The organism is Micromonospora sp. NBC_01796 (genome assembly GCF_035917455.1).
GTDB lineage: Bacteria > Actinomycetota > Actinomycetes > Mycobacteriales > Micromonosporaceae > Micromonospora_G.
In genome coordinates this window covers 6,865,772-6,880,962 of record NZ_CP109078.1, presented here as the reverse complement: position 1 = coordinate 6,880,962, position 15,191 = coordinate 6,865,772, and the positions used below count along the sequence as shown (strand labels likewise).

Genomic DNA, 15,191 nt, shown 5'->3' with positions numbered 1-15,191 from the left:
GCACTGAGGCACCTTCCCGCCCTGGACCACACGATAAACGATCATGTTGTACGAAATCACTATTTGTCGCCCTGGCGATGGTATATGGCCTATCGTGCTCAACGGGGCCGAATTCCAACGGGACTCGCGGCACGTCAGCGAGCGAAACAGAGGGGACGTTCCATGCCACGCGGCACGATTCTGGTCACCGGCGGCGCCGGTTTCATCGGCTCGCATCTGGTGGACGCGCTACTGGCCCGAGGCGACCGGGTGGTCGTCCTGGACAACCTGTCCACCGGTCGGATCGCCAACCTGGATCAGGCATCGACCCACCCTGACCTGCACTTCGTCCAAGGTTCGGTGCTCGACGAACTGGTCGTCGACGAACTGGTGCACCGTTGCGACACCGTGGTCCACCTCGCCGCCGCGGTCGGCGTCAAACTGATCGTGGAGCAGCCGCTGAAGTCGCTCACCACGAACATCCGCGGTTCGGAGATCGTGATCGAGGCGGCGCACCGCTACCGGCGCAAGATCCTCATCGCCAGCACCTCCGAGGTGTACGGCAAGAACTCGCGCGGCCCGCTGACCGAGGACGCCGACCGGATCCTGGGCAGCCCGGCCGTGGTGCGCTGGGCGTACAGCACGGCCAAGGCGGTGGACGAGATCCTCGCGAACGCGTACCACAAGGAACGGTCCCTGCCCAGCATGGTCGTCCGGCTGTTCAACGTGGTCGGACCCCGACAGAGCCCGGCGTACGGCATGGTCATCCCGCGCCTGGTCCGCCAGGCGGTCCGGTCCCAGCCGCTGACCGTCTACGGCGACGGGTCGCAGACCCGCTGCTTCGCGCACGTGACCGACGTGGTCGGCGCGCTGATGGACCTGCTCGACTGCGAGGCGGCGATCGGCGAGACGGTCAACGTCGGCTCCCCCGCCGAGATCAGCATCCTCGACCTCGCCTGGCGGATCGTGAAGCAGACCCAGAGCACCTCCGAGGTGCGGCTGGTGCCCTACGAGACGGCGTACGGTCTCGGGTTCGAGGACATGGTCCGGCGGGTGCCCGACATCACCAAGATCAACCGGATGATCGGTTGGACGCCGACGCGCACCCTCGAGGACATCCTGCGCGAAACCGTCGCCGAGGCGCGGGCCGAAGAGGCCGGCCGGATCCAGATGCTGCCGGCGTGAACGTGCCACTACCGGCCACCGAGACGGCGATCGGTGCACTCGCCGCGCTCCTGCTGGTGGCCGTACTCGTCGAGCCGGCGCGGCGGGTGGCGCTGCGCTGCGGCCTCACCGACCGACCCGCCCCGCACAAGGCACACCGGCGGGTCACCCCGTACCTCGGCGGGGCGGCCCTCGTCGTCGCCACGCTGATACCGACCGCCGCGCTCGTGGACCTCGAGCGGTCCCGGATCTGGCTGGTGCTCGCCGCCGCGCTCGGGATCGCCGTGCTCGGCCTGGTCGACGACGCCCGTGCGCTCAGGCCGAGCACCCGGATGGCGATCGAGGCGCTGCTCGCCACCGCCGTGGCACTGGGCGGCGTACGGCTGAACCTTATCGGTCAGGACCAGCTCGATCTAGTGCTCACGGTCGGCTGGATCATCGTGGTGACCAACTCGTTCAACCTGCTGGACAACACCGACGGGGCACTGGCCACGGTGGCCTGCGCGACCGCCGTACCGCTGTCGGTCTTCGCCGTTGTCGCCGGCCAGCCCGACCTGGCCCTGTTGCTGCTCTGCCTGGCCGCCGCCTGCACCGGATTCCTGCTGCACAACGCCGCACCGGCCCGGATCTTCATGGGCGACAGTGGATCGCTGTTCATCGGTTTCCTGATCGCGACCGGCGCGGCGATGGTCGCTCCCGGACGGGCGACGGTGGACCGGTCGGCCATTCTCCTGCTGATCATTTTCGTCGCCGCCGTCGACACCGGGCTCGTCCTGGTGTCCCGGCAACGGGCCGGCAGGTCGTGGCTCCAGGGCGGCACCGACCATGTCGCGCACCGGCTGCTGCGTACCGGTGTCGGACCGCACGCGCTGCTCGGCGCCCTCTTCCTGGGCACGTCGACCGCCGGCCTGATCGCGGTCCTGGTCTCGGCCGGTGTGGTGCCCGGCAGCACCGCCCTGCTCGGGGCGCTGGGTGCGGTGGCCGTGTTGATCGTGCTGCTGTTGCAGGTGCCAGCCGGTTACGGACAACCGACCCGGCGCGAACAGCCGACGTCCGCGACGACGGCGAGCCGCGCCCCCGACACGGTGCGAGGCTGACCGACGTGGACGTGGTACGGATCCCGGCCCGCCGACGGCTCGGTGGTGACGTGGGGTGAACGACGGGCTCGATTTCCTCTTCGACGGCATCACCCCGCGACCACCGCGACGGCCTCCGGAGGAACCGGAGGGACATCGCTGGGGCCGACGGCTGCGCCGACTCGCGCTGAGCACCACCATCCTGGTGTCGGCCGGCACTGTGGGCGTGCTCGCCATCGGCTACCTCACCAGCTCCGATCTGACCGGCCAGGTCTCCCGGGTCGGTGAGGTGTTCGGCCCCGTCGAGAGCGCCGAACGGCCGGTGACCAGCGCCGCGGTGCAGGACGGCCGGAGCATCCTGGCCATCGGCGCCGAGCTGCGCGGACCCGACCGGGACGGCGAGGCGTCGAACGGACCGCAGGACGACCCGGCCGGCCAGGGACAGGGTGGCGGCCCCGACGGGTCGGCCGCCGACCGGTACGCCGACGACCCGCCCCCCGACCTGGTTCCCGCCCCCGCTCCCGCCGACGACGAGGCACTGGCCCGGATCGGGCAGCCCCCGGCGGGTGCGATCATGCTGATCCGCTTCGATCCCCGCGACGACTCGGCCTCGGTGATCTCGATCCCGTACCTGACCAGGGTCGACGTGCCCGGTCACGGCCGGTCGACAATCGCCGGGGCGTACGCGCTGGGCGGTCCGACACTGCTGGTACGCACGGTCGAACAGCTCACCGACGCACGGGTCGACCACTTCATGGTGGTCGACTTCGAGGAACTCGCCCCCGTGGTGGACGTCCTCGGCGGGGTCGACGTGACGGTCGCCGCCGAGGTCACCGACCGCAGCGGCGTACGGTTCCACGGCGGCGTCAACCAACTGGACGGCGCTCGGGCTCGGGCGTACCTGCGGCAGCCGGCGAACCTGCCGGACGGGACGGTCGACCGGATCCAGCGCCAGCAGAACCTGCTCCGGGCGTTGCTGGTCAAGGTCGCCTCGCCCCCACCGGACGCCAACGCGTTGACGAGCTACCGGCTGCTGGACGCGCTCACCCGCGCGGTCTCGGTCGACGACCACTTCGGCCGCGACGAGTTGCGCGAGGTGGCGCAGGCCGCCGGCGCGGTCGGGACGGACAGCATCTGGTTCCTCACCGCGCCGACCGGGAGCACGACCAGCAGCGCCGAGAGGGGCGCACCGGACCCGGACCTCGTACCGGATCGGCGGGAGCGGCTCTGGGAGGCGTTCAAGACCGGCACCGTCGGCGAGTACGTCACGCAGCACCCGGAGGACCTGCTCCCTCCCAACCCCGCCTGAACCGGCCGCGTCGGCCTCGAACGCCCCGGTCAGCGCCGGGGACGGACGGCTCAGCCGGTCAGCACGGCGACGATGGTGGTGCCGGGCGCGAATCCGCCCGCCGCGACGAGCGCGAAGATGCCGTACATCATTTTCGCGGGGTAGACGGGATCGAGGGTCAGGCCGTGCCGGTCGGCGAAGTCGACGACAAAGGTGTCCAGCTCGGGGCGGCGCTTGGCGTACCCGCCGAAGTGGAAGTTGTACTCGATCCGCCAGTTGTCGGTGACCGATCCACCGGCACGGGTCTGTAACCGTTCCACCTCGGCGTCCAGGAACTGCCCGCCCCGCAGCACCGAGAAGCCGATCGCGGACCGGCCCGGTGCCAGACCGGCGGCGACACCGGCGAGCGTGCCCCCGGTGCCGACCGGTACGCAGATCACGTCGAACGGTTCGGTGATCTCGGCCGGAAGTTCGGCGCAGCCCCGTACGGCAAGCTCGTTGCTGCCGCCCTCGGGCAACAGGTAGTGCTCGCCGAACTCCGACCGGAGCCGGGCCAGCAGCTCCGGGTTGTCCTTGTCCCGGTAGCCGGCCCGGTCCAGGTACGTCAGCCGCATCCCGCGCTCCACCGCGTACGCCAGGGACGGGTTCAGCGGGAGGTGCTGCTCGCCCCGGATCACCCCGACCGTGGCGAACCCGAAGTGGGCACCCGCCGCCGCCACCGCCCGGATGTGGTTGGAGTACGCACCGCCGAAGGTCACCAGCGTCCGGAGGTCCCGTTCCCGCGCCGCCATTAGGTTGTACTTCAGCTTGCGCCACTTGTTGCCGGGCAGGTCGGGATGGATCAGGTCGTCCCGCTTCAGCAGCAGCCGTACGCCGTGCCGGGCGAGCCGGTCGTCGTCCAGTTCGACCACCGGCGACGGCAGGCGCAGCCGTACCCGTTCGCTCCACCATGTCCCGTCCGCCACCCGGTCACGGTAACCGACCGTCATCGATCGAAGCCTCGCGGTACGCGTTTGCGTGACCCGCCGTAGTGGGTATCAGGAGCACGCAGATCCAGGCTCTCGGACGAGGAGGCAACAGTGCGCATCGGATCAGCAGGAGCGGCCATCCTTGTCATCTGGTTGATCATCGGAGCGATAGCAGCCGGTCAACGCGGCTACTTCGACAGCTCCAACGACAACTGTGCGGAGGCCGGTACCACGGTCGTGACGGTCATCGCCGGCCCGCTCAACTATGTCGGGCTGAACCCCAAGGTCAGCTGCGAGGTACCGCAGCCCTCGAAGTAACCCTTCCTCATAGCGTCAACTCCGGCCAGCGGGCCGGTACGCGGCCCCCCTCCGCGTACCGGCCCGCTGGCCGTTTCGGTGAGCGGCTCAGCGGTCGCCGAGCCGCGAACGCGAACCCTGTCGGCCCCGCTCAGAAGCGGTCGAGGCGGCAGCCCGCCAGCATCGGCTCGGCGGCGCCGTCGACCAGCTCCCGTGCGACCAGGCGGCCGACGGCCGGGGCGAGCGTGACGGCGGAGTGCAGCACCGCCACGTAGAGGCCGGGCACCTCGGCGACCGGGCCGATGATCGGCTCGCCGTCGACCGGCATGGGGCGTACGCCGACCCGGGAGCTGAGCAACTCGACGTTCGTGGCGCCGCGGAAGGTGGACCGGACGGCGGCGAGGGTCCGGTCGGGCGAGTCCGCGGCGGCGACCAGCTGCTCCGCGGTGACCTGCCGGAGATCGAAGTCCGGGTTGTTGACCACGGTGCGGACCAGACCGGCCGGAGCGCGGAACCGGAAGAGCGTCGCCGGGGACGGTTCGACCGGGACGCGTACGCCGAGCGGCGCGCTCAGCGCGGCCGTGGCCACCCCTGCCGCGAGCACCACGGTCGTACCGGGAAGGGGTCCCCCAGCCGTCTCGACCCCGGCGACCCGACCTGCGGCGTCCCGGCGGATCGCGGTGACCGGGGTGTCCGGATGGATCCGGGCACCGTGGGCGCGGGCGCCGGCGACCAGCCGCTCGGTCACGCCCACCGGGTCGACGGAACCGTCATCGGGCGCCCAGACGGCCCACTCCGGGGGCTGCCGCAGGGTGGGCTCGATCGTCGCCACGGTGGCCGCGTCCAGAATCTCCTGCCCGGGCCCCGCCTCCGGCGCGGTGTCCGCCGCACCCCAGGAGAGGGAGCCGGACCAGGTCACCGGGAGGCCCGGCAGTTCGGCCTCGATCCGGCGGTACTCCTGCGTCGCGGTCGCCCGCAGCGCGGCGGCCGGACCGGTGCGTACGCCGGACGCACCGATCCAGGCGAACGAGTTCGCCGTCACGCCGGCGCCCGGCCGCCCGGCGTCGACGAGGGTCACCACGGCACCGGCCCGGGCGGCGTGGTACGCCACCGAGGCGCCGACGATGCCCGCGCCCACCACGATGACCGTTTCCGCTGAAGTGGAGCCGCCACCGGACCGAGCGAGCCGGGAGTGAGACATGACGTCATCCCTTCCTGAGCAGCGGCAACCGACTCGACCCGCGGGAACAGGGCAATGCTGCTCGTCGGCCGACCGTGCACGGTTGCCGGGTTGCGCGTTGGTCGGCCTTGGTTCGTGGCCGGCCCCAGCGTTGTCGGCGTTCACTGCGGACGCAAGCGCTTTCGCGGTGCTGGGCGGCCGGGTGGCGGGCGCCGGCGCCGGCGCGACCCGCACTGACATTTGTCACCGATGACTGTGCGTCCCGCACGCGGGACGATGACTTAGCACACTAGAGGCCGACCGTCCCGTGCACGAGACTCGAACCATCGATCGAGTCAGTGGATCCTCTCGGGGTCCGCCGGAGGAGCCGCGACGATGGACGAACGCTACGACGCGTACTGCGCTGCCGACCCGCTCTTCTACGACTCGTTGGCGACCACCGGCACGACGACGGCCGAGTTCGCCGTCGCCGCCCGCGCGGTACCGGACGGCTGGCAGCGGGAACCCAAGGACGACTGGTACGTCTACGGGCCGGTCGGTGGCGCCCTGCCAACCCAGGGTTGGAAGATCCACCTCTCGGCGACCCTGGACAACGCCGACCGGGTGCTGGCCGGCGTCTGGGACTACTGCGTTCCCCGTGGACTGTCGTTCAAGTTCCTTCGCGGGCCGCGCCTGTTGCTGCTGCGCAACGCCAAGTACGCGCCGCGCGGCTCCAGCGGCAAGTTCGTCACCATCTACCCACGGGACCCGGACGAGCTGGAGCTGGCGTGCAAGGAACTCGACGAGCGGCTGGCCGGCGAGGCGGGGCCGTACATCCTCAGTGACCTGCGGTACGGCACCGGCCCGGTGTTCGTACGCTACGGCGGGTTCGCCGCCCGCTACTGCCTCTCCCCGCACGGGCAGGTCGTACCGGCGATCGCCGACCCCTCCGGAACGCTGGTGCCGGACCGGCGGGACCCGGTGCTGCACCTGCCGGACTGGGTGACGTTGCCGGACTTCCTCGCCCCTCACCTCGCCGCCCGCAACGCCACCAGCACCACCGACCTGCCCTACCGGATCGAACGGGTCATCCACTTCTCCAACGGTGGCGGTCTCTACGTCGGCCGGGACCTGCGCAACGACACCCAGGTGGTGCTCAAGGAGGCCCGCCCGTACGCCGGACTGGACGCCACCGGTGCCGACGCGGTGACCCGGTTGGCCCGAGAGGGCGACATGCTGCGCCGGCTGGCGGACGTGCCGCGACTGCCGAGGGTGCACGACGAGTTCGGGCTGGGCGAGCACCGTTTCCTGGCCCTGGAGTTCGTCGTCGGGCAGCCGCTGAACCGGGTCCTGGTCGAGCGTTACCCGCTGATCGACGCCGACGCGGACACCGACCGGCTGGGCGCGTACGCGACCTGGGCCCTGGAGGTGTACCGGCAGGTCGAGGCGACCATCGAGGCGATCCACGAGCGGGGTGTGGTCTACGGCGACCTGCACCTGTTCAACATCATGATCGGCCCGGACGACCGGGTCACCCTGGTCGACTTCGAGGTCGCCGCACCGGTCACCGAGACCGGCCGACCTGGGCTGCGCAACCAGGGCTTCGCCGCCCCGCGCGAACGGACCGGCTTCGCCCTCGACCGGTACGCGCTGGCCTGCCTACGGCTGGCGCTGTTCCTGCCGCTGACCCAACTCGTCCGACTCGCACCGGCCAAGGCGCGGCACTTCGCCGACATCATCGCCGCCAACTTCCCGGTCCCCCGGTCGTTCCTGGACGAGGCGGTCGAGGAGATCACCGGCGGTCGGGAGACGGCCGACACCGGGACACTGGAGTTCCCGACCGGACCGGCCGACTGGCAGAGGTCGCGTACCCGCCTCGCCGGGGCGATCCTGGCCAGCGCCACCCCGGACCGTACGGACCGGCTCTTTCCCGGCGACATCGAACAGTTCCGGGCGGGCGGACTGAACCTGGCCCACGGCGCCGCCGGTGTCCTGTACGCCCTCGCGGCCGGTGACGCCGGCCGGTTCCCCGAACACGAGGACTGGCTGGTCGAACGGGCACTCGATCCGCCCTCGGGCAGCCGGTGCGGCTTCTACGACGGACTCCACGGGGTGGCGTACGCGCTGGAGCATCTCGGCCACCGGCAACGGGCCCTCGACGTACTCGACATCTGCCTGCGCGAGCCGTGGACCCGACTCGGACACGACCTGGCCGGTGGCCTGTCGGGAATGGCGCTGAACCTGGCCGAACTGGCCCACCGCACCGGTGAGCCGGGACTGTGGGAAGCCGCCTGGCGGGCCGCCGACCTGGTCACCGACCGGGTACGCGAGGCCGACGACACCGGGAGCCGGACCAGTGGCGGGCAGCATCCGTACGCCGGGCTGACCCGGGGCCGGTCGGGCCCGGCGCTGATGTTCCTGCGGCTCCATGAGGTCTCCGGCGACCCCGCCCTGCTCGACCTTGCCGCGACCGCGCTCCGCCAGGACCTGCGGCGCTGTGTGGTCCGCGCGGACGGTGCGATGGAGGTCGACGAGGGCTGGCGGACGATGCCCTACCTGGCGCACGGCAGCGTCGGCATCGGGCTGGTCCTCGACCAGTATCTCCGGCACCGCCCGGACGAGCAGTTCACCGAGGCGGCCCTGGCGATCCGGCGGGCCGCCCGGTCGCCGCTCTACGTCCAGTCCGGTCTGTTCGCGGGCCGGGCCGGCATCATCGTCTACCTCGCCGCCCGCATCGCGACCGCCGGGTCGAGCCGGGCCGGTGCGCCCGTGCCGGACGGGTCGGACGAGGACCGGCGGGAGTTGGATGGTCAGCTCCGGCGGTTGAGCTGGCACGCGATGCCCTACCGGGACGGTCTCGCGTTTCCCGGCGAACAGTTGCTGCGGCTCTCCATGGACCTCGCCACCGGCAGCGCGGGCGTCCTGCTCGCGATCACGTCGGCCCGGTCCGACCGACCGGTGACGCTGCCCTTCCTCACGCCCTGGGCCCCGACCGCGCGGCGGTCACCGGGCGACCCCACCCGAGACTCCCTCGCGCCCGCGAGGGTGGACAACCGATCGAACGAATGAGATGAGGTGGCACGACATGGCGCTTCTCGACCTGCAGGGCCTGGAACTGACCGCGGAGGAGCTCAAGGGCGGTGACACCGGTGGAAGCCGGGCCAGCCTGCTGCTCTGCGGCGACAGCTCGCTGTCCCTGACGACCTGCAACTGATCGGTTCGACACCGAGCCCTGGGTGGGTGTGTACGCGCCCACCCAGGGCGTCCTCCCCGGTTCGGGCCCCGGCTCTCGGCCGGTCAGATCCAGCCGCCGTCGCGGGCGATCCGCACCGCCTCGATCCGGGTCCGCGCGCCGGCCTTGGTCGCGATCCGGGAGAGGTGATTGCGTACGGTTCCCGGCGACAACCCCACCCGTGCCGCTATCTCGACCACCGGTGCCCCGTCGGCAGCGATCTCGAGCACCTCGGTCTCCCGGACGGTCAGCGGGCTCTCCGTGTTCAACGCCGCGACGACCAGATCGGCGTCGACCACCGGTTCGCCCCGGGCGAGCCGGCGCACCCCGTCCACCACCCGTTGCGGGGTGACGTCGTTGCCGAGAAAACCGACGGTCCGGCTCCGGGCGCGCAGCGCCCCGCCGAGTGATCCGGGTCGCCGGGCGTCGACCAGCACGAGCACCGGACAGGGGTGTTCGTACCGGGGCGCCGCCTCGGCCGGTCTGCCGGTGCCGAGCAGCCCGGAGTCGACCACGACGACGTCCGCCCGGCTCGACCGGATCGCGGGCTCGACCTGCTCGATCCGATCGAGTTCGGCCACCACGTCGATGTCGTCCTCAGTGGTCAGTACGAAGGCCAGCGCGCCACGGATCAGCGCACCGTCGAGAGCCAGCAGCGTCCGGATCAATCTACCGTTACCTCTCTCGCGTTCGAGGTGGCGCCGAAAGACAGTTCAGGTCGACAGAGTCAGCATATGTAGGGATTTAAGCATGAAGGCTGGTGTCCCGCTCGTCGGCACGACGGTCACCGGTCACAGCCAACCGTCCCGCTGGGCTCGCCGTACCGCCTCCAGCCGGTTGCGGGCGCCGGTCTTGCGCAGGATCACGGTGAGGTGGTTGCGCACCGTTCCGTACGCCAGATACAGCCGACAGGCGATCTCCTTCAACGGCAGGCCCTCCGCCGCCGCCCGCAACACCTCCCGCTCCCGTACGGTGAGCGGCCCGACCGGCGGACTCAGCGCGGCGACAGCGGCGACCGGATCGATCACCCGCTCCCCCAGTGCGACCAACCGGAGCAACCGGACCAGCTCGGCCGGCGGCAGGTTCTTGTCGACGAATCCTCGTACGCCCGCGCGGAGCGCGGCCTGCAGGGTCACCGGACAGCGGTGGGCGCTCATCGCCAGCACATTGGTCCCCCGCGCGGTCACGTCGAGTTGCCGTAGCACCACGAGCGGATCGTGACGGGCCGGCCCGATGTCGATCAGTACGACGTCGGGGCGTTCCCGCCGTACCACCGAGACCACGTCGGCCGACGGAGCGAGGTCGGCCACCACCTCCAGGTCGTCCTCGCTGGACAGCAGCATCCGCAGGGCACCTCGGAGCAGGCCCGTCTCCTCGACGATCAGCACACGGATCACGGAGCCTCCCGATCCCGGCATCGGCCGACGGTGACCCTTCGTGTCGACTGGACCGAACGACATCGTAACGTCAGGTTACAAAGCCCGCACGGTACGCAAACGGACCCGGTGACGGGAACGGACACGCAGTCCGGCATGGAGGACCTTCGACCCCGACCGTCCGCGAGGGTTCGCGCGGTTCGATCCGATGACTATCTTGGGCAGATGTCCCCCACCGCGTCGAACGCGCTGCCGATCGTGCAGTTCCACAGCCGACCGGAAACCGTGGATCTCTCCTGGGGCCATCCCGATCCGACCACCCTCCCGGTGCGGGAGTGGGCCGAGGCGTGCGTCGGCGCGCTACGCCGGTACGGCGGCTCCGCGCTGACGTACGGCTACGCGAACGGACCGGCTCCGCTGGTCGAGTGGCTGGCGGAGCGGCTCGGTCACACCGACGGCCGGGCGCCCGACCCGTCACGGATCTTCGTCACCGCCGGTGCCTCGCACGCGCTCGACCTGGTGGCCGGGCTGCTCTGCCGGCGGGGCGACACGGTCCTGGTGGACGCGCCCACGTACCACCTGGCGTTCCGGGTCCTCGCCGATCACGGGGTGACCCTCGTGCCGACCCCGTCCGACCGGGACGGGATCGACCCGGCGGCAACCCGTGACCTGGTCGCACACCTGCGGCGGGACGGGCGACGGGTACCGCTGCTCTACCTCGTACCGACGTTCGGCAATCCGACCGGATGGAGTCTGGGGTCAACCCGCCGGGCGGAGTTGGTCGCGGTGGCCGAGCAGACCGGGCTCGTCCTGGTCGAGGACGACACCTACCGGGAACTCGCGTACGACGGCACCGCACCACCGTCGCTCTACAGCGCGGCCGAGGACGGTGCGGTGATCCGGCTCGGCTCGTTCGCCAAGACCGTCGCGCCGGGGCTGCGGCTCGGTTGGCTCACCGCCGCACCGCCGGTGATCACCGCCCTGGCGAGGCGGGGCTACATCGACAGCGGCGGCGGGGTGAACCACGCCAACGCCCTGTCGATGGCGGAATTCGCCCGCGCCGGTGCGTACGAGCACCACCTCGAACGGATACGGGACCGCTACCGGGGGCAGCGTGACGCCCTGGTCCCGGCCGTCCGGCACCACCTGCCGGAGGTCGCCTTCGACACTCCCGCCGGGGGCTGGTTCCTCTGGCTGCGCCTGCCCGCGCCGGTCAGCGCGACCGCGCTGCTGCCGTACGCCGAGGCGAGCGGGGTGTCGTACCTGCCCGGAACCCACTTCTTCGTCACGGACGGCGGGGACGACCACCTGCGTCTGTCGTTCTCCCTGTTCGCACCCGACCTCCTGGAGGAGGGCGTCAGGCGACTGGCGCGGGCGATGACGCACCTGACCGCGTCCGGCGAGCCGGGCGGCAGCAGCGCCGACGATTCCTGAGCCGACGCTGGACGCGGCTCAGCCGAGGGGCGATGCCGTCGGGTCGGCGCTGGCGGATGGTGTCGGGACCTGGGTCGACGTCGGGTCCTGGGTCGCGGTGACGGTCGGGGTGGGAGTCGGCTCGGTGTCCGGGGTGGTGGACGGCGAGGGCGACGGTGTCTCGCTCGGCGTGGGCGTCGGCGTGGCCGGTACGGAGGTCACCGGCGGCGTCGGGGTCGGACTGCTCGGTGTCGAGGTGGGGTGGCCCGACGTCGAGGGGCGCGGGGTCGACCTGGGCGTCTTCGACGGGGCGGCGTACGGCCGGGGGTGGGAGGCGGCGCCGGTGCTCGTAACCGGACCGGCTGCTCCGGTGCCGCCGGAGCCCGTCACCGTCGGCGTCGGCACGCTGGTCTCGGCCGAGGCCGGGCTCATCGGCACGATGATGTCGGTCGGGCTCGCCGACACCGGGTCGTACGGCGTGACCGCCAGGCCGGCCGTTGCGGCGCGACCGAGCCCCTGGGTGGGCTGACCGTTCGTCCGCGGTCCCCGATCGGGATTTGCCGTACCGACGGCGGTGAGCGCGACGCCGAGCCCGACGCTGCCGACGAGGATCGCGGCGAGCACCCCGATCGCGGGCCGGGGTGGGGGCGGTAGCGGGCGGCGGTGGGCGGGCACGGCAGCTCCCGGTGCGGGTGAGACGGAAACGCCGAGGTCAGCGCGGTAAGGCTCGTACCCTGCCCGGTGTCGACGCCGGTACGCAACGAGGCGCCGGCCCCGTGTGGGCTATGTCATAACCAGTCAGCATCAACCCGCTAATCCAGTCATCAGACGGATATGCCGGACTCACCCCAGTAGTCGGGAACGCCGACGGTCGGCGGCTCGCTTACAGGCCGGCCGCCCGGTCGTAGCGCTGGCGCAGTTCGCGCATTCCCTGTTCACCCAGCGACTCCTGGCGCGCCTGCTGCTGGTACTGCTCGGGGAAAAGCTGCCCGACGCGATCACTGAACGAGATCTCGTTGGTCGCCTCGGCCACCTGCACGGTCGGCGGCTCGGTGCCCATCGCCACCACGATCGGCCCGACGAGCTTGACCGCCCAGTCCCAGGGCCGATTCGGCTCGGCGACCCCGCAGAGGTGGAAACCGTACGCCGTCCGTACCTCGGAGACGGTGGTCGCCTCGGCCGGCTCGAAGCCGAAGACGCGTGCCCCGCAGACGACCTTCGTCTCCGCCGCCACGTCCCGGGCGTGCTCGCCGTGGCCCTGGTGCTGCTCCGGTTCGAGCTGTTCGAGCACCCCGACCAGGCGGCGGCCGAGTTGACTGTTGAGGTCGTCGGCCGGCGCCGGCTGCGAACCGGCGGTGTTGACCAGGAGTACGACCGTGGCCGACACCGCCAACAGGATGACGCTAACCCAGACGAAGCGGTTGCGCCACCAGGCCGACGCCGTGGCCGGCTCGACATCTTCCGGAGAAACTCGCATGTCTTCCCATCACCGGTCGGACCCCGGCGGGGAACGCCAGCACGGTCGTGTCGCGTGGTGGTGTTCCTGCGGTGCCGGGGCGTTGGCTGAGCTCTGGTCACAAACCCGGTCCGGGGGCGCCGCTCAACGCGACGACCACCGCCTGTGCCTGATCCGGCTCCGCCGACCGGCGTGGTTGCCCCCGACACCGTGGCGATACCGACCATCGGAGCATGCCCGGCAGCACCCGGTCAATGGGTTCCCGTCGATCCGTTCGGCGTACCGGCGGGACGGGGCCCCGGTTACGCCGAACCGACCTGCGCCGCCGCGGCCCGTACGGTGTGGTTCAGCAGCAGTGCCGTGGTCACCGGACCGACGCCGCCGGGTACCGGGGTGAGCCCGCCGGCATGCTCCGCGACCGAATCCGCGTCCACGTCTCCGACCAGGCCGCCGGCCGGCGTCGGGTTGGTGCCGACGTCGACCACCACCGCGCCCCGCTTGACGTGCTCGGCGGTGACCAGTCCGGCCCGGCCCACGGCGGCCACCAGGATGTCGGCCGTCGAGGTGGCAGCAGCCAGGTCGGGCGTACGGGAATGGCAGACGGTCACCGTGGCGTGCCGGTCCAGCAGCAGATGCGCGACGGGCTTGCCGACCACGGTGGAGCGCCCGATCACGGCAGCCCGCCGCCCGGCCAGCTCGACCCCGTGGTGGTCGAGGATCGCCAGCACCGCCGCAGCCGTCGCGGGCGGGTACGCGGGCAGTCCGGCCGCGAGCCGGCCGAGGCTGAGCGGGTTCGCCCCGTCGACGTCCTTCTCCACGGCGATCGCCCCGGCCAGGTCCTCCAGTCTCGCCCCGGCGGGCAGCGGGGTCTGCAGGATGATGCCGTGCACCAGCTCGTCGGCGCTGAGCCGGGCCAGGGTGGCGCGGATCGTCGCGGCGTCGGCGTCGGCGCCCAGCTCGATCACCGTACAGCTGATTCCGATCTTCACCGCCGCGGTGCTGATCGACCGTACGTACCAGGCGCTCGCCTCGTCGTCGGTGGCGACCACGACGGTGAGCTGGGGCGGTGTGCCGGCGGCGGTGAGCAGGGCGGCCCGTTGCGCGGTCTCGGCGCGGATGGCGGCGGCCAGTTCACGGCCGCCGAGCAGGAGCCCGCTCATCCGGCGATTCCCGCCCGAACGGCGGCGGTGACCCGGTCCGCCCGGTCGGCCAGCTCGTCGACCCGGTCCGTGGCGGCGACGAGTTCCGCGCGGGCGGCGTCGTCGCGTACGCCGCTGAGGTTGATCTCGACGTTGACCCGCGCGGTGGTGGCGGCGGCGCGGGCGGCCTCGACGGCGGCGGCCACGTCGGAGCTGACGTTCGGGTTGCCGACCGGCAGCAGCTCCTCCGCCAGCGTGATGAGGGTCGTGGCGGCCGCGATCACCCGGGCCGGTGGCTGTGCCGCACCGACCAGGGCGGATGCGATGGCCTGCGAACGGGCGGTCCGCTGCGCCTCGGACTCCTTGGGCAGCCGGTAGGCGTCGGTGACCGCGGTGAAGGCGGAAGCGTCGTCGGCGGCGAGCCGGAGTGCGGTGCCGCGCAGCTCGTCGGCGCTCTCCCGGATCCGGTCGATGACGTCCCGGTGCTCGGCGTACCTCTCCCCCGTGCTGTACCGGGCGACCATGCCGAGCAGCGCGGCCGCCTGGGCGGCGTGCAACGCGGCGGTCGCGCCGCCGCCGGGTGCCGGGACCCGGTCGGCGAGCCGGTCCAGGAAGTCCCCGATCGTCTCGTCGCGCATCCGCGC

At 71.8% G+C, this 15,191-nt stretch carries 15 protein-coding genes and 1 pseudogene; 8 read left to right on the top strand and 8 right to left on the bottom strand.

Going from position 1 to position 15,191, the window contains the following annotated elements; genetic code table 11:
- Window positions 1-162: 162 nt before the first annotated feature.
- The 3 genes from OIE47_RS30710 to OIE47_RS30700 are packed head-to-tail and all read left to right on the top strand — an operon-like array spanning window position 163 to window position 3,528.
- Entirely contained in the window at window positions 163-1,164 is a 1,002-nt protein-coding gene (locus OIE47_RS30710) for an NAD-dependent epimerase/dehydratase family protein (protein WP_326558017.1), read from the top strand.
- Window positions 1,161-2,240: an MraY family glycosyltransferase gene (locus tag OIE47_RS30705; RefSeq protein ID WP_326558016.1), complete on the top strand. Its 1,080-nt coding sequence runs from the start codon at window positions 1,161-1,163 to the stop codon at window positions 2,238-2,240. The genes OIE47_RS30710 and OIE47_RS30705 overlap by 4 nt, the downstream gene beginning before the upstream one ends.
- Window positions 2,241-2,295: 55 nt before the next feature.
- The gene (locus OIE47_RS30700; RefSeq protein WP_326558015.1) at window positions 2,296-3,528 is read left to right on the top strand and encodes an LCP family protein; all 1,233 of its coding nucleotides are present in this window, start codon (window positions 2,296-2,298) and stop codon (window positions 3,526-3,528) included.
- A gap of 50 nt (window positions 3,529-3,578) precedes the next feature.
- Here the strand turns inward: OIE47_RS30700 and OIE47_RS30695 are convergent, their stop codons facing one another.
- Entirely contained in the window at window positions 3,579-4,472 is an 894-nt protein-coding gene (locus OIE47_RS30695) for a 1-aminocyclopropane-1-carboxylate deaminase/D-cysteine desulfhydrase (protein WP_326558014.1), read from the bottom strand.
- Window positions 4,473-4,586: 114 nt separating this feature from the next.
- Here OIE47_RS30695 and OIE47_RS30690 point away from each other — a divergent pair, with 114 nt between their 5' ends.
- Window positions 4,587-4,793 carry a hypothetical protein gene (locus tag OIE47_RS30690; protein WP_326558013.1) on the top strand — a complete coding sequence of 69 codons (207 nt, stop codon included), beginning with the start codon at window positions 4,587-4,589 and terminating at the stop codon, window positions 4,791-4,793.
- A 130-nt stretch (window positions 4,794-4,923) separates the two neighbouring features.
- Here the strand turns inward: OIE47_RS30690 and OIE47_RS30685 are convergent, their stop codons facing one another.
- The gene (locus OIE47_RS30685; protein WP_326558012.1) at window positions 4,924-5,973 is read right to left on the bottom strand and encodes an NAD(P)/FAD-dependent oxidoreductase; all 1,050 of its coding nucleotides are present in this window, start codon (window positions 5,971-5,973) and stop codon (window positions 4,924-4,926) included.
- A 103-nt stretch (window positions 5,974-6,076) separates the two neighbouring features.
- Window positions 6,077-6,169: pseudogene (locus tag OIE47_RS30680) on the bottom strand (integrase); the annotation flags it as partial.
- A 158-nt stretch (window positions 6,170-6,327) separates the two neighbouring features.
- On the opposite strand from OIE47_RS30680, the gene lanKC reads away from it, so the two are divergent.
- Together lanKC and OIE47_RS30670 are read left to right on the top strand one after the other, a co-directional pair.
- Entirely contained in the window at window positions 6,328-9,000 is a 2,673-nt protein-coding gene (gene lanKC, locus OIE47_RS30675) for a class III lanthionine synthetase LanKC (protein WP_326558011.1), read from the top strand.
- Between the two features lie 16 nt (window positions 9,001-9,016).
- Window positions 9,017-9,145: a SapB/AmfS family lanthipeptide gene (locus OIE47_RS30670; protein ID WP_326558010.1), complete on the top strand. Its 129-nt coding sequence runs from the start codon at window positions 9,017-9,019 to the stop codon at window positions 9,143-9,145.
- Window positions 9,146-9,228: 83 nt separating this feature from the next.
- Here OIE47_RS30670 and OIE47_RS30665 read toward each other — a convergent pair whose 3' ends face one another.
- Window positions 9,229-9,831, bottom strand: coding sequence for a response regulator transcription factor (locus tag OIE47_RS30665; protein WP_326558009.1), 603 nt, complete (start codon window positions 9,829-9,831; stop codon window positions 9,229-9,231).
- A 123-nt stretch (window positions 9,832-9,954) separates the two neighbouring features.
- Window positions 9,955-10,560: a response regulator transcription factor gene (locus tag OIE47_RS30660; protein ID WP_326558008.1), complete on the bottom strand. Its 606-nt coding sequence runs from the start codon at window positions 10,558-10,560 to the stop codon at window positions 9,955-9,957.
- Between the two features lie 204 nt (window positions 10,561-10,764).
- Between OIE47_RS30660 and OIE47_RS30655 the strand changes: the two genes are divergently transcribed.
- Both OIE47_RS30655 and OIE47_RS30650 read left to right on the top strand, forming a co-directional pair.
- Window positions 10,765-11,973, top strand: coding sequence for an aminotransferase-like domain-containing protein (locus OIE47_RS30655; protein WP_326558007.1), 1,209 nt, complete (start codon window positions 10,765-10,767; stop codon window positions 11,971-11,973).
- Window positions 11,974-12,097: 124 nt separating this feature from the next.
- Window positions 12,098-12,481: a hypothetical protein gene (locus tag OIE47_RS30650; protein WP_326558006.1), complete on the top strand. Its 384-nt coding sequence runs from the start codon at window positions 12,098-12,100 to the stop codon at window positions 12,479-12,481.
- A gap of 354 nt (window positions 12,482-12,835) precedes the next feature.
- Here OIE47_RS30650 and OIE47_RS30645 read toward each other — a convergent pair whose 3' ends face one another.
- The 3 genes from OIE47_RS30645 to OIE47_RS30635 form a co-directional block, all read right to left on the bottom strand.
- Window positions 12,836-13,429, bottom strand: coding sequence for a hypothetical protein (locus OIE47_RS30645; protein ID WP_326558005.1), 594 nt, complete (start codon window positions 13,427-13,429; stop codon window positions 12,836-12,838).
- Between the two features lie 281 nt (window positions 13,430-13,710).
- Window positions 13,711-14,568 carry a bifunctional 5,10-methylenetetrahydrofolate dehydrogenase/5,10-methenyltetrahydrofolate cyclohydrolase gene (locus tag OIE47_RS30640; RefSeq protein ID WP_326558004.1) on the bottom strand — a complete coding sequence of 286 codons (858 nt, stop codon included), beginning with the start codon at window positions 14,566-14,568 and terminating at the stop codon, window positions 13,711-13,713.
- Window positions 14,565-15,185, bottom strand: a complete 621-nt coding sequence (locus tag OIE47_RS30635; protein ID WP_326558003.1) for a cyclodeaminase/cyclohydrolase family protein — start codon at window positions 15,183-15,185, stop codon at window positions 14,565-14,567. The genes OIE47_RS30640 and OIE47_RS30635 overlap by 4 nt, the downstream gene beginning before the upstream one ends.
- Window positions 15,186-15,191 lie beyond the last annotated feature (6 nt).